This is a genomic window from Winogradskyella sp. KYW1333 (genome assembly GCF_003335675.1).
Lineage (GTDB): Bacteria > Bacteroidota > Bacteroidia > Flavobacteriales > Flavobacteriaceae > Winogradskyella.
Map to the genome: position 1 here is coordinate 1 of NZ_QPHL01000014.1, position 14,063 is coordinate 14,063.

Annotated in this window: 14 protein-coding genes; 4 read left to right on the forward strand and 10 right to left on the reverse strand. The window is 33.5% G+C overall.

All coding sequences use genetic code 11. The features are described from left to right. Window positions 1-310: 310 nt before the first annotated feature. The 4 genes from thrS (at window position 311) to rplT (ending at window position 3,530) form a co-directional block, all read left to right on the forward strand. A complete protein-coding gene (gene thrS / locus DUZ96_RS04475) occupies window positions 311-2,251 on the forward strand; it encodes a threonine--tRNA ligase (protein ID WP_114300766.1) in 1,941 nt (646 codons plus the stop codon). Window positions 2,252-2,279: 28 nt separating this feature from the next. Beyond that, window positions 2,280-2,828, forward strand: a complete 549-nt coding sequence (gene infC, locus DUZ96_RS04480; protein ID WP_114300767.1) for a translation initiation factor IF-3 — start codon at window positions 2,280-2,282, stop codon at window positions 2,826-2,828. Window positions 2,829-2,885: 57 nt separating this feature from the next. Beyond that, on the forward strand, window positions 2,886-3,083 hold the full coding sequence (gene rpmI, locus DUZ96_RS04485; RefSeq protein WP_034040729.1) for a 50S ribosomal protein L35: 198 nt from the start codon (window positions 2,886-2,888) through the stop codon (window positions 3,081-3,083). 102 nt (window positions 3,084-3,185) lie between these two features. Then, window positions 3,186-3,530, forward strand: a complete 345-nt coding sequence (rplT, locus tag DUZ96_RS04490; protein WP_073081329.1) for a 50S ribosomal protein L20 — start codon at window positions 3,186-3,188, stop codon at window positions 3,528-3,530. A gap of 73 nt (window positions 3,531-3,603) precedes the next feature. Here the strand turns inward: rplT and DUZ96_RS04495 are convergent, their stop codons facing one another. The 10 genes from DUZ96_RS04495 to tgt all read right to left on the reverse strand — a co-directional run bounded on the left by DUZ96_RS04495 (window position 3,604) and on the right by tgt (window position 13,981). Continuing rightward, entirely contained in the window at window positions 3,604-4,023 is a 420-nt protein-coding gene (locus tag DUZ96_RS04495; RefSeq protein ID WP_114300768.1) for a secondary thiamine-phosphate synthase enzyme YjbQ, read from the reverse strand. 12 nt (window positions 4,024-4,035) lie between these two features. Continuing rightward, a complete protein-coding gene (locus tag DUZ96_RS04500) occupies window positions 4,036-5,220 on the reverse strand; it encodes an asparagine synthetase B (protein WP_114300769.1) in 1,185 nt (394 codons plus the stop codon). Window positions 5,221-5,364: 144 nt separating this feature from the next. After that, window positions 5,365-6,090 (reverse strand): sulfotransferase family protein, encoded by a 726-nt coding sequence (locus DUZ96_RS04505; protein ID WP_220222689.1) that lies wholly within the window; start codon window positions 6,088-6,090, stop codon window positions 5,365-5,367. Continuing rightward, window positions 6,083-7,000: an aminotransferase class IV gene (locus tag DUZ96_RS04510; protein WP_114300770.1), complete on the reverse strand. Its 918-nt coding sequence runs from the start codon at window positions 6,998-7,000 to the stop codon at window positions 6,083-6,085. The genes DUZ96_RS04505 and DUZ96_RS04510 overlap by 8 nt, the downstream gene beginning before the upstream one ends. Window positions 7,001-7,056: 56 nt before the next feature. Next, window positions 7,057-8,097, reverse strand: a complete 1,041-nt coding sequence (locus tag DUZ96_RS04515) for an AI-2E family transporter (protein ID WP_114300771.1) — start codon at window positions 8,095-8,097, stop codon at window positions 7,057-7,059. A 70-nt stretch (window positions 8,098-8,167) separates the two neighbouring features. Then, the gene (dnaB, locus tag DUZ96_RS04520; RefSeq protein WP_114300772.1) at window positions 8,168-9,703 is read right to left on the reverse strand and encodes a replicative DNA helicase; all 1,536 of its coding nucleotides are present in this window, start codon (window positions 9,701-9,703) and stop codon (window positions 8,168-8,170) included. A gap of 169 nt (window positions 9,704-9,872) precedes the next feature. Then, window positions 9,873-10,826 carry an acetyl-CoA carboxylase carboxyltransferase subunit alpha gene (locus tag DUZ96_RS04525; protein WP_114300773.1) on the reverse strand — a complete coding sequence of 318 codons (954 nt, stop codon included), beginning with the start codon at window positions 10,824-10,826 and terminating at the stop codon, window positions 9,873-9,875. 50 nt (window positions 10,827-10,876) lie between these two features. Further along, the gene (locus DUZ96_RS04530) at window positions 10,877-11,785 is read right to left on the reverse strand and encodes a DMT family transporter (protein ID WP_114300774.1); all 909 of its coding nucleotides are present in this window, start codon (window positions 11,783-11,785) and stop codon (window positions 10,877-10,879) included. After that, on the reverse strand, window positions 11,772-12,794 hold the full coding sequence (locus tag DUZ96_RS04535) for an LptF/LptG family permease (protein ID WP_409010763.1): 1,023 nt from the start codon (window positions 12,792-12,794) through the stop codon (window positions 11,772-11,774). The genes DUZ96_RS04530 and DUZ96_RS04535 overlap by 14 nt, the downstream gene beginning before the upstream one ends. A 56-nt stretch (window positions 12,795-12,850) precedes the next feature. Next, window positions 12,851-13,981, reverse strand: coding sequence for a tRNA guanosine(34) transglycosylase Tgt (tgt, locus tag DUZ96_RS04540; protein WP_114300776.1), 1,131 nt, complete (start codon window positions 13,979-13,981; stop codon window positions 12,851-12,853). Window positions 13,982-14,063: the final 82 nt, after the last annotated feature.

Below are 14,063 nucleotides of genomic sequence, written 5' to 3' on the forward strand. Positions count from 1 at the left end.
CAACACCAGATGCAACGCAAAAGGGGCGCAAATATAAACCCCTTCTACTATATAACAAGTACTTTGACAACCTTTTTTTTTAAAAAAACCAGCCCAAAACAAATACCTATCCGTCAAGGTGTTAGAACATCCATTTATTGGCAATAAAAATGGGCGATATTAAACAACTTTTTGAAATGTCTGAAAATAACTAAGTACTATTACAGCTATTCAAATAAAATAAGAAACCATCAAATAATAAATAATACTTCACTTTGTCTATTATATATATAGGTATATCTTTGTAGGCTTAAAATTATACATTAACATAATGATTAATATTACTCTTCCTGATGGTTCTGTTAGATCCTATTATAAAGATGTTACCCCCCATAACGTAGCTAAAGATATTAGTGAAGGATTTGCTCGCAATGTCATATCTGCAAAATTTAATGATACCATTGTCGAAATAACAACTCCACTTAGTGAAGATGGAAATCTCGTTCTCTACACTTGGAGGGAAGATGAGGGTAAAAAAGCATTTTGGCATTCTTCCGCTCATATTCTTGCACAAGCTTTGGAAGAGCTATACCCTCGAATAAAACTTTGGGTTGGACCGGCAATTGAAAATGGCTTTTATTATGATGTAGACCTTGGCAATGAAACTATTTCTGAAAAAGACTTCAATACAATAGAAGCAAAAATGCTGGAGATAGCGAGAGGGAAACACGATTTTAAAATGAGAAGTGTTTCAAAATCTGAAGCTCTTTACTTTTACAAAGGAAAAAATGAATATAAAGTAGAATTAATTGAAAATCTTGAAGATGGCACTATAAGTTTCTGTGATCATTCAACTTTCACGGATTTATGTCGCGGTGGCCATATCCCAAATACTGGAATTATAAAAGCAATAAAAATATTAAGTGTTGCAGGTGCATATTATAAAGGTGATGAAAATGAAAAACAATTAACACGAGTATATGGTATATCATTTCCAAAACAAAAGGAATTAAATGAATACTTACACTTACTCGAAGAAGCCAAAAAAAGAGACCACAGAAAACTAGGGAAAGAACTAGAATTATTCACCTTCTCGCAAAAAGTAGGTCAAGGATTACCTCTATGGTTGCCCAAAGGTGCTGCCCTGCGAGAACGATTAGAAAACTTTTTGAAAGCGGCGCAGAAAAAAGCTGGATATGAAATGGTAGTTACACCACATATTGGCAATAAAGATTTATATGTAACATCTGGCCATTTTGCTAAGTATGGTGAAGATAGTTTTCAACCAATTAATACCCCTGCAGAAGGAGAAGAATTCTTATTAAAACCAATGAATTGCCCGCATCATTGTGAAATATACAATAGCAGACCATTCTCTTATAAAGAATTACCTATTAGATATGCTGAATTTGGAACTGTATATAGATACGAACAAAGTGGAGAATTGCATGGATTAACTAGAGTTAGAGGATTTACTCAAGATGATGCTCATATTTTCTGCACACCTGACCAACTAGATGCTGAATTCAAGGAAGTTATAGATTTAGTCTTATATGTTTTCGGATCTCTCGGGTTTGAAAATTTCACAGCACAGGTCTCTTTAAGAGATCCTGAAAATCCAGATAAATATATAGGTAGTGATGAAAACTGGGATAAGGCAGAAAAAGCAATATTAAATGCTGCTAAAGATAAAGGCCTCAATTATGTGGTCGAAACTGGTGAAGCTGCATTCTATGGCCCAAAATTAGATTTCATGGTTAAGGATGCTCTTGGGCGTAAATGGCAATTAGGAACTATCCAAGTAGATTACAACCTACCGGAAAGGTTTGATTTAACTTACAAGGGTTCTGATAATGAGCTTCATAGACCAGTAATGATTCACAGAGCACCATTTGGCAGTATGGAAAGATTTGTTGCTATTTTACTTGAGCATACGGGTGGTAATTTCCCTTTATGGCTAATGCCAGAACAAGCTATTATTCTCTCTGTAAGCGAGAAATATGAAAAATACGCACAAAAAGTTTTAAATTTGTTGGAAAATGACGAAATTCGCGCCCTCGCAGATAACAGAAACGAAACTGTGGGTAAGAAGATTCGTGAAGCGGAGATAAATAAATATCCGTACATGATTATTGTTGGAGAACAAGAAGAAATAAATGAAACTATTACGGTTCGTCAGCATGGAGGCGAAGCTCTTGGCACAATAAGTGTAGAGGACTTTGTGATAATTGTAAAAGAAAAAGTCTCAAATAGTTTGAGGACCTTTAAATAAGTTTAATTTAAATATATAAGCCATAGCAATACGAAGAAACAGAAGGAGTTATAATAGACGTGAAGCCCAAGAGGATAAGCATCGCATAAATTCTAAAATTAGAGCAGAAGAAGTTCGTGTGGTTGGAGATAATGTAGAAGTTGGGATTTATTCAACCAAACAAGCTTTAACGATAGCTGATGAACAAGGGCTTGACTTGGTCGAAATTTCACCAAACGCAACTCCACCTGTATGCAAGGTTATGGATTATAAGAAGTTTCTTTACGAACAAAAGAAACGTGAAAAGGCTTTAAAATCTAAAGCTAGTAAGGTAGTAGTTAAAGAAATACGTTTTGGTCCACAAACTGACGATCATGATTACGAGTTTAAAAAGAAACATGCTATCAAATTTTTAACCGATGGTGCTAAACTTAAGGCTTTTGTATTTTTTAAGGGACGTTCTATTGTATTTAAAGAACAAGGTCAAATCTTGTTGTTAAGATTAGCTCAGGACCTAGAGGAATATGGTAAAGTTGAACAGATGCCTAAGCTTGAAGGAAAGCGTATGATTATGTTCATTGCACCAAAAAAGAAATAAAAAAGCTGTTTGTGCAGCAAAACAATAATAAGCGAAACGTAATTAAAACTAGGAGAAATGCCTAAAATGAAAACAAAATCGAGTGCTAAGAAACGTTTCAAACTAACTGGCACTGGTAAGATTAAAAGAAAGCACGCTTTTAAGAGTCATATTTTGACAAAAAAATCTAAAAAGCGTAAGCTTGCGTTAACCCATGATACTTTAGTACACAAGGCTGACGAGAATAATGTTAAAACAATGTTACGTTTAAAGTAATATTATTTTAACCGGTTAAAACAAATGTAGAACCCTGGAGTTAGGCAAAAGAATTTAGCAAGTACCAATTATGGTCGCCTACTACAAAAAACAATTAATGAAATGCCAAGATCAGTAAATTCAGTTGCAAAAAGAGCTAGAAGAAAAAAAGTTCTTAAGCAAGCAAAAGGCTATTGGGGAAGACGTAAAAACGTTTGGACAGTAGCAAAAAACGCGGTCGATAAAGCGATGCAATATTCGTATAGAGACCGCAGAAACAAAAAAAGAACATTCCGTGCGTTATGGATTATGCGTATTAACGCAGGTGCAAGACAACATGGGATGAGCTATTCAAAGTTTATGGGAAAATTAAAAGCTAATAACATTGAATTGAATCGTAAGGTTCTTGCAGATTTAGCTATGAATCACCCTGAAGCTTTTGAAGCAATAGTAAACAAAGTTAAATAGGGCGTTCAGCCAAAATTAATAACAACATTTCGCTTAAATAAAAACCGACTCGATGAGTCGGTTTTTTTGTGTTTTAACCACAAATGGTTACAACTAAATGTCTTGATCCACCATGATTTCTATGCTCACCTAAATAGATTCCTTGCCAGATTCCTAAGTTTAATTCGCCACCTGTTATTGGAATTTGAACTGAATGACCAAATAATGACGCCTTTATATGAGCAGGCATATCATCAGACCCTTCATAATTATGCTTGTAATACGGCATATTTTCTGGGACCATCTTATTGATGTGAGTTTCAAAATCTTCTCTTACCGTAAAATCAGCATTTTCATTTATTGTAAGACTTGCTGAAGTATGTTTAATAAATAAATGGAGTGTACCAATTTTTACTTGCTGAATCTCCTCAAGATGAGTTAGAACTTCATTAGTTATAAGATGAAATCCTCTTGGTTTAGGTGAAAGTTGTATTTCCTTTTGAAAAGTGTTCAAGCTAATTAGAGATTATGTTTTCTGCTTTTTCTTTTTTGCTGCTGGAAACAGAACATTGTTCAAAATCAATCTATAGCCTGGCGATGTTGGATGAAGGTCCAATTCTGTCTTTGGGTCTCCTACTCTATGGGTATAATCTTCTGGATCATGGCCTCCATAAAATGTAAAGAAACCTTTCCCTTTTATACCATGTATATACTTAGCTTCCCCATTGGTTCTATTCTCACCCATAACTAAAACATTAGATTTTATCTGGTCTCTTGTAAAAGATGTTGTCTGTCCCATAAATCCTTTTACAAGAGCTGTATGGTTTTGAGTTAGCATGGTCGGAATTGGGTCCCATTTTGCAGAATACTCCATTAAAGTAAAATAATCAGTTTTAAAAGGTATTTGACGTTTCCTGGTCATGTCTATAGAGGAGAACTCATAGACATTTGGACTACGCTCTAACAAATAATCTTTAAATGCAAAGGTCTTAGTAAAGTCAATTTTATTTTGATAACCAGGATCACTTCCATCACCATCAAACATTGGCTCACAAATATCAATATTCTCAGCGGATAAAGCTATGTCAAAACTATCTGTAGCAGAACACATCGCAAACATAAAGCCACCACCTATTACATAATCTCGAATTTTTAATGCGACGTCAAGTTTTGCTTCCGAAACCTTTGAGTACCCAAGTTTCCTTGCTAATTCCTCTGCGTCTTTTTTCTCTTTAATATACCATGCTGCTGATCTATAAGTTCTGTAAAACTTGCCATATTGACCCGTAAAATCTTCATGATGTAAATGAAGCCAGTCATAAAGTAACAATTCATCTTTTAAAACTTCTTCATCATAAATGGTTTCATAAGGAATTTCTGCATAAGTCAGTACCATAGTTACGGCATCATCCCATGGTTGCTTGCCATATGGCGTATATACAGCTATTTTTGGCGCTTTTTCTAATACCACAGTTTCTTGATTAACTGCAGGACTACTAATTTCATCTAAAATTTGGGAAGCTTCCATATCTGATAGTACTTCAAAGGATACACCTCTTATTTGACATTCACGTCTAATAATATCAGCATCAGGCAATAAAAAAGAACCTCCTCTATAATTTAACAACCAATTGACCTTTAGCTCTCTTTCTAAGGTCCAATAGGTAACACCATATGCTTTTAAATGGTTTTCTTGTGATTCTACGTCCATAGGAATCAAGATATATGATGCCCAGGTATTGCTATAAAAGAATGCCGTAAATAGTAATATGAGTAGGCTTTTAATATTCATAGATTATATCGAAAGATACTTAATTTTTAGTCTCAACTAATAAATTTATGTTTCTTTTAAGAGCTAAAGGGCATGTTTTAACAACTCATTGTAATATGGAATGCATTCATTTAATAACGGTATGAGATGACTAGGGAAAGGGCTTTTCTTGGGTTTATATTTAATAAAACCACTAGAATTATGTACGCTATTATACCAATATTTTGCCCATATACCATCTTCTAAACGCTTTTGAGGTTGCCACGACAACATGGCTTTATCAAATTTAATACCTGCAAAACCACATAAGCTTTTCAATATTTTTTGAGGATCTATCAAGACTTGCTTAGAGTCAATTACTGTAAATGAAATATTATTTTCTCGGAAAAAATTCAATAAATCTAAATGTAACCTATAGCCTACATCATTTAGTATTGGGTTTGGTATAACCTTATCAAATGATGGTAACATCTCATAAGGATCTCTAGTTAGAATTATGTTCACTGTATTATGCATAAATGATTTATCTAATCCTAAGAGATGATGAATCATGTGCTTATAAAACAAAACAGGTTTTTCACTCGCCGTTAATATAGAGGCTACCACTTTTCCACCATCATTTTCCATGACCCTAAGAATATCTTCAGAACCTGGATGATATTTTTGAGCCTCTGGATAGTGTCGTAAATAATAAGCATAAAGTGGTTCATCAAAAACCTTTGTATCGCTACGTTGGGCGAAAGAATACATTAAGGCAGTTGAAATATTGCGTGGTCCTGACCATAAACAAATGCGTTTAGTATTATCCATTCTTGACCTCACTTTTTATTAGCTGATTATATAGTTCACTTAATTTTTTTGTCATATCACCAAAAACTCCTTTACCAATAGTTCTACCATCAATTTTTATTACAGGTGTTAGTCCACCAAATGTTCCAGTCACAAATGCTTCATCAGCACCATAAACATCAAATAGGGAAAAATCTTTCTCAACACATTTTATTTCATTTGCATGGCAAACGTCAATCACCTTGGTTCTTGTTATCCCATTCATGCAATATTTACTTGTAGAGGTCCAAACTTCATTATTTTTTACCATAAAAAAGTTAGTTGCATTACAAGTAGAAACAAAACCATTGACATCTAACATCAACGCCTCATCTGCTCCAGCTTCTATTGCTTGTATTAATGCCTGTACTTCATGTAGTTTACTATGGCAATTTAATCGTGGATCTAGATAGTCTGGTGAGCCTCTTCTAATTGTACTAGTAAATAATGTAATCCCCTTACTCTTTGATTCAGTGGAGGCTTTTTTAAATTCAGGTATAATTACAATATTTGGCCCAGATATTGTTAGCCGAGGATCTTGCGAAGGTGTTTTCTTAATCCCTCGTGTGACCATTATTCTGACATGAACACCATCTGTCATAGAATTTGCCGATAACACATAACTTACCTTTTCTAATAATTCTTCTTTGGTAAAAGGTAGTTTCATTCCAACAGTTTTAGCAGACTGCCATAATCTATTTAAATGATCTTTGGCAAAAACCAACTTACCATCATGTAATCTCAACGCTTCCCAGATACCATCTCCAACTAAATAACCACTGTCAAATACAGAAATCTTGGCTTCATTTCTGGGTAATAACTCATCATTAATTAATATTAAAATGCTATCATTTCTTGAATCTTCAAGAGCATTATGTGTACCATGTACCATAGAAGAAATTTTAAGCAGAAAGATACTTAAAATAAACAGTGTATAAAATGGTGGTTTTAAAGTTTTTCTACTTTGGTTTCATCACCAGAAAGAAGGCTAGCAATAACTTTTGTACTTGGAAATTGTTCCAATATAATTTTAATAAAAACGGTAATAGGAATTGCCATAATTAAACCTGGGATTCCCCATAAAAATCCCCATAACATCAACATAACTAAAACGGCAATAATGTTTATGGAGAATGATTTACCCATAAAAATTGGTTCTAGTATGGCGCCAAAAACAACTTGAACCATTGAAATTGAAACAATAAAGAAAAATAAGGTACTTGTTGGATCCAATTCCACAAACGCAAAAATAGCTAATAAAATGACTGATATAAAAGACCCGACCATTTGAATAAAATTTATAGCAAACGCAAATAATCCCCAAAAAATAGGGAAGCTAATATCAAAAAAAACACACATTAGTCCAGTAAATAAACCAGTCAATGCACTGACTAAAAACTTCACTTTAATAAATTTTATTAAGTCTTTTTCAATTTTCATGAAGGCCTTGATAGAAGTATATCTTTGCTTTAAAATGGTATTATTGAGTAGTTTATGAACATTGATCGATTCTGCTAACCAAAGCACTACAAAAAAGGCTGTCATTAAAATTGTAGTCAAGAACTTTCTTAAAAAACCAAAAGTCGAACCAATATTTTCCTTCTGAAAAAATTGAGAAAAAATGTTTTGATCTTCTCCAATTTCAATTCCAAAATTATCTGTTAAGTAAAATAGTAAATCTGCTAATTTCGCCTCTGCCTTAGGAAAAAAATCTGATTTAGTAGCAAGAATTTCTTTACTAGATAATTGTATTAATTCAACACCTAGTCTTAAGCCACCAGATACCAATAGTAATACTATAATTATACTTATAAACTTAGGAACATTTCGTCTTCCTAACCAGCGCATCAATGGTAGAAATAACAATGCGATAAACATTGAAAAAATAAGAGGTATAAAGATAAACGATAGAATCTTGAGCAAATAAAATATGAGCGGTATCGCTATAGTCAACAACAAAATATTTGTTGTTCGTCTTTGATTTAACATGAGGCATTACTATTATAAAGTAAGTCTACAAAGATAGATCTTAAATAACTTATTAAATCTAAAAACGCTGTTAAAAAGGAACTACATCATCCTCAGGACCATCAAATGCATCTGATGCAGAAGGATAATTATCTGGCTTAAAAGTATCGTCGTTTGCGGCCGCGTTCATTTTAGAATGAAACTCGCCGACGAAAGGTGTGTCAAAATCATCAAGATTATCAAACTTACCTAAGTGTCCGATAAACTTCAATCTAATATTATCTAAACCACCATTTCTGTGCTTAGCGACAATTAGCTCCCCTTGACCTTCGGTAGGAGATCGTTCCTCATCATCCCACTCATCAATTTTATAGTATTCTGGTCTGTAAATAAATGATACGATATCTGCATCTTGCTCAATGGCACCAGATTCACGTAAATCTGATAAAAGTGGTCTTTTACTTCCACCACGAGTTTCTACAGCACGTGACAGCTGTGATAATGCGATCACTGGTACATCTAGTTCTTTTGCTAATGCCTTCAAATTTCTAGATATGGTGGAAATTTCCTGTTCACGGTTACCACCTTTTTGACTTCCTCCAGCCGTCATTAATTGCAAATAATCAATAATGATCATTTTAATGCCATACTGAGAAGCTAAACGTCTTGCTTTCGCTCTTAAATCAAAAATTGATAATGACGGTGTATCATCTATAAACAATGGAGCTTTCTCAAGTGTTTTTACTTTTACATTAAGTTGTTCCCATTCGTGCTTTTCTAACTTACCTGTTCTTAATTTTTCTGATGATAATCCTGTTTCACTAGATATTAATCTGGTAATTAACTGAACCGAAGACATCTCCAATGAAAAGAAAGCAACAGGTATATTACTATTAACGGCAATATTTCTTGCCATTGTAAGCGTCAAGGCAGTTTTACCCATACCTGGACGTGCTGCAATAATTACTAAATCACTTGGTTGCCATCCTGAGGTGAGTTTATCTAGTTTATCAAATCCAGATGGAATACCACTTAATCCTTCTTTGTTAGAAATCTCTTCAATTTTCTTCTTAGCTTGAATTACTAAACTTTGAGCAGTTTCGGTAGATTTTTTAACATTACCCTGCGTAACCTCGTATAGCTTAGCTTCTGCATTGTCTAAAAGATCAAAAACATCCTTAGTTTCATCATATGCTTCCTCAATAATTTCACTAGAAATTTTAATCAAACTTCGCTGAATATATTTCTGTAATATTATTCTAGCATGAAACTCAATATGAGCAGAAGAAGATACTCTTTGGGTAAGTGAAATGAGGTAAAAATCACCTCCTACCAAATCTAGTTTTTCATCTTTTTTTAACTGACTAGAAACGGTTAATAAATCAACTGGTTCACTATTTTCAAATAATCTGAAAATAGCTTCAAAAATATATTTATGGGCATCTTTATAAAAGGCATCCGGACTCAAAATATCAATAACCTCGTCTACACCTTTTTTATCAATCATCATAGCGCCAAGTACAACTTCCTCTAAATCAATAGCTTGAGGTGGTATTTTACCTTTTTCTAAACTTATGATTGTACTTTTATCTACTTTAAAACCTTTTATTGGACTCGGTTGCTTCATATTACACAAATGTAACCAAATAGTATCGACGAAATGTAAATTTAACATTTGTCAATCTCAACACTTCGTTAACAATCTCATTGTTAATAACTCAAAAATATTGTTAATATGTATAAAAAAAACTGAAGTGTAAAACTTCAGTTTTCTTTATAGCCTATGTTTGCTGAATTTAGTCTTTGTAGACTCCCATATCAGCATATTTATCCATACGTTGTTTAACTAATTCCTTTGGTGATAAGTTTTTAAGTTCTTCATAAGACTTGACTATAGCATCTTTAACTGCCAAAAATGTTTTCTCTTTATCTGTATGAGCACCACCTAGCGGTTCTTTGACAATTTGATCTACAAGTTTCATTCTTTTCATATCCTTAGCAGTAAGTTTTAAAGCTTCTGCTGCTTGCTCCTTATATTCCCAACTTCTCCATAAAATTGACGAACAAGATTCAGGAGAGATTACAGAATACCAAGTATTTTCTAACATTAGTACTTTATCTCCTACGCCTATACCTAAAGCTCCTCCAGATGCTCCTTCACCAATTATTACGGTAATGATCGGTACTTTTAAGCGCGTCATTTCCAAGATATTTCTTGCAATAGCCTCACCTTGCCCTCTTTCTTCAGCTTCTAATCCTGGATACGCACCAGGAGTGTCGATTAAAGTCACAACTGGTATACCGAATTTTTCAGCAGATTTCATTAAACGCAATGCCTTACGATATCCTTCTGGATTAGACATTCCAAAATTTCTATATTGTCTTGTTTTGGTATTAAATCCTTTTTGTTGCCCAATAAACATATAAGACTGGTCTCCAATTTTACCAAGACCACCAATCATCGCCTTATCATCTTTAACATTTCTATCACCATGCAGTTCTAAAAAAGATTCTCCGCATAAAGCTTTAATATGATCTAAAGTATATGGTCTATTTGGATGACGTGATAATTGAACGCGTTGCCAAGCTGTTAGGTTTTTGTATATTTCCTTTTTAGTTTCTGCAAGTTTATTTTCAATTTGCTTGCAGGTTTCCGTTACATCAACATCACTCTCTTGTCCAATAATTTGACATTTATCGAGTTGTTCTTCTAATTCTTTTATTGGTAATTCAAACTCTAAGTATTCCATACAATTTGAAATTAGTTTTATTAGTTAGTTAGGGTACAAATATAAAAACTTTAATTGGTAATATTATTTGTTTTTTGCCTCCCACTTTTATAATTTTTAAAGAGCGCATCGAGTAATACCGTTACCAATATTAGAATTGCACCAATATAAAATTGCGGTGACATTTTTTCGGTTTCTGGAAATAATATCAAGGCTATTGCTATACCATACACAGGTTCAAGATTATAACTTAAAATTACCGTAAATGGACTTATATAGCGCATAACTTCAACAGCACCAATAAATGCATAAGCCGTACAAACTGAAGCTAAAATAAAAATGTAAATCCAATCCATTGATGATAATACAAAAAACTGCTTATTAAAGGCTGTTCCTGTTGCTAGTATAAATATGGTTAAGAATACAACACCACTAATAAACTCATAAAACGAAATTATAGTAGAATTATGACGTTCGATAAACCGACCATTTATCACAGCGAATAAAGTAGAAAACAACGCAGATAACAGTCCAAGAATAATGCCGTTAATATAGTTGATTTCGCTACTGGTAATAAGAAAAACACCAACTACTACCAATAGACCAAAGACAATCTCATAGCCTAAAATGCGACGTTTAAAAAATATGGGTTCAATAAATGAAGCAAAAAATGCACCTGAGGAAAACATGGCTAAAGCTATTGATACATTTGCTTGATTAATAGACTCAAAAAATGTAACCCAATGCAAGGCAATTATAACACCAGCAATTGAAAATAAAAGGAAGGACTTCTTAGTAATTCTGAGTTTTAACTTAACTAGTTTTATAAACAAAAACATAAGTATACCTGCAATTGCCATTCTATACCAAACAAGTTGAAGCGAACCAATAGTAATAAGCTCTCCAAGTATAGCCGTAAAACCAGCAATGAAAACCAGAAAATGTAAATGAAGGTAGTTCTTAAATTTAGCGTTTGGCATTTTGCAGAAGGTATATTGCTAAAATACCAAATATAAAATTAGGGAACCAAACCGCTATAATAGCGGGAAAATTAGATTGCTCCGCCATTACGCCAAATATCTTATCAAAGAACACATATACCATGGCTATAGCGATACCAAATGCCAAATTAACACCCATACCTCCCCTTCTTTTGATCGATGAAACTGCAACCGCAATAATTGTTAGTATAAATATTGATACCGGCAAGCTCCATTTCTTAAGTTTTACAACTTCGTATCTACCGATATTCGATGAACCGCGTCTTTTCTCCGCCTCAATAAAATTCAGTAGCTCAAAATAAGATTTGGTTTCTGCAGCATATTCAACAGGAGCAAGATCTTCAATTTCAAAAGGCATTTTCATGTTTTGCCTTCGGGATGTTTCAATGGTTTCCACTCCGTTATTGTAGCTTCTTTTTACATAACTTGTGAGCCTATAGCTTGAGTCTTCTTCAACATACCGAATATTATCGGCAAATATTTTATACTTAAGTTCATTGCCTTCGAAATGTTCATAGGTGAAATTCATTCCAATATTACGCTTTGGCAAGAAGCTACTTATGTATATGTAATCATTGTCATTAATCTGACGATAGACATCTCTAGTTTTTTGTATTTGCTTATTCTTTTTTAAGTATTTGTATTTAAATTCATTAAATCCTTGACTAGCAATTGGTGCCAGATACATTCCCAAAAACAATGCAAATGTGGCAACTATAGTAGAACCAATTATATACGGTCTTAAAAATCTAGAAAATGAAACTCCAGAACTTAAAAAAGCCACAATTTCAGTGTTATTTGCAAGCTTAGAAGTAAACCAGATAACACTTAAGAATAAAAAGAGTGGAAATAATAAGTTAGCAAAATAAACTGTGAAATTCATATAATACACGGCGACATCGCCAAAGGGTGCTTTATTTTCTAGAATCCGGCCTATTTTTTCGGCTAAATCCACTGTAATACCAATAGGTATGAACAACAAAAGCATCATTAGGAATGTAAAAATGTAGCGTTTCAATATGTACCAATCTAAAATTTTCACTTTTATAATCGCTTATCCATTTGTTTAACCATTTGACTTTTCCAGATGCTGAAATCACCTTCGATAATATGTTTTCTTGCCTCTCTCACCAACCACAAATAAAAACCTAAATTATGAATTGTTGCAATTTGCTTACCTAGTAATTCATTTACTGTAAACAAATGTCTTAGATAAGCCTTACTATACTCTAGGTCAACAAAAGTGATTCCCATTTCATCAATTGGCGAAAAATCATCCTCCCACTTTTTGTTTTTAATATTAATAGTACCATGCGAAGTAAACAGCATTCCGTTACGCGCATTCCTTGTTGGCATTACACAATCAAACATATCTACACCTAACGCAATATTTTCTAATATATTGATTGGTGTGCCAACACCCATTAAATATCTAGGCTTATCCTCTGGTAAAATATCGCACACAACTTCAGTCATTGCATACATTTCCTCTGCAGGCTCACCTACAGATAAACCTCCAATTGCATTTCCTTCTGCGCCGACATTTGCTATATATTCAGCAGATTGTTTTCTCAAGTCTGTATAAGTACTTCCTTGTACTATGGGAAAAAATGTTTGACTGTAATCGTATTTTAATGGTGTACTTTTAAGATGTGTCAGGCAACGTTCTAACCAACGATGCGTCATATGCATAGATCGCTTTGCATAGTTATAGTCGCATGGATAAGGTGTACACTCATCGAACGCCATAATAATATCAGCACCTATACTTCGTTGAATTTCCATTACATTTTCTGGAGTGAAAATATGATAACTACCATCAATATGAGATTTAAATTTTACACCCTCCTCCTTAATCTTTCTATTTGCAGAAAGAGAATACACTTGATAACCACCAGAATCAGTTAAAATGTTTCTATCCCAATTCATAAACTTATGAAGACCTCCAGCCTGCTCTAATATAGAAGTCTGAGGTCTTAAATATAAATGGTAAGTATTACCTAAAATAATATCTGGATTTATATCGTTTTTCAGTTCTCGTTGATGTACTCCCTTTACTGAAGCAACAGTCCCAACAGGCATAAAAATTGGTGTTTCTATTTGTCCATGGTCAGTATTGATTAGGCCTGCTCTAGCCTTAGATTGTTGATCTTTTAATAATAAACTAAACTTCATTAAAAATCCTTGTATGGTGGCAAATATAAATAACTCATATACATTCCACTCTTAATTAAATTTAAAATTGTTAGCAAATCTT

Excerpts from the sequence above, each read along its gene's own strand:
- thrS (WP_114300766.1), top strand. The coding sequence starts at position 311 with ATGATTAATATTACTCTTCCTGATGGTTCTGTTAGATCCTATTATAAA.
- rpmI (WP_034040729.1), top strand. The coding sequence starts at position 2,886 with ATGCCTAAAATGAAAACAAAATCGAGTGCTAAGAAACGTTTCAAACTA.
- rplT (WP_073081329.1), top strand. The coding sequence starts at position 3,186 with ATGCCAAGATCAGTAAATTCAGTTGCAAAAAGAGCTAGAAGAAAAAAA.
- DUZ96_RS04500 (WP_114300769.1), bottom strand. The coding sequence starts at position 5,220 with ATGGACGTAGAATCACAAGAAAACCATTTAAAAGCATATGGTGTTACC.
- DUZ96_RS04505 (WP_220222689.1), bottom strand. The coding sequence starts at position 6,090 with ATGGATAATACTAAACGCATTTGTTTATGGTCAGGACCACGCAATATT.
- DUZ96_RS04510 (WP_114300770.1), bottom strand. The coding sequence starts at position 7,000 with ATGGTACATGGTACACATAATGCTCTTGAAGATTCAAGAAATGATAGC.
- DUZ96_RS04515 (WP_114300771.1), bottom strand. The coding sequence starts at position 8,097 with ATGTTAAATCAAAGACGAACAACAAATATTTTGTTGTTGACTATAGCG.
- dnaB (WP_114300772.1), bottom strand. The coding sequence starts at position 9,703 with ATGAAGCAACCGAGTCCAATAAAAGGTTTTAAAGTAGATAAAAGTACA.
- DUZ96_RS04525 (WP_114300773.1), bottom strand. The coding sequence starts at position 10,826 with ATGGAATACTTAGAGTTTGAATTACCAATAAAAGAATTAGAAGAACAA.
- DUZ96_RS04530 (WP_114300774.1), bottom strand. The coding sequence starts at position 11,785 with ATGCCAAACGCTAAATTTAAGAACTACCTTCATTTACATTTTCTGGTT.
- DUZ96_RS04535 (WP_409010763.1), bottom strand. The coding sequence starts at position 12,794 with ATGCTTTTGTTGTTCATACCTATTGGTATTACAGTGGATTTAGCCGAA.
- tgt (WP_114300776.1), bottom strand. The coding sequence starts at position 13,981 with ATGAAGTTTAGTTTATTATTAAAAGATCAACAATCTAAGGCTAGAGCA.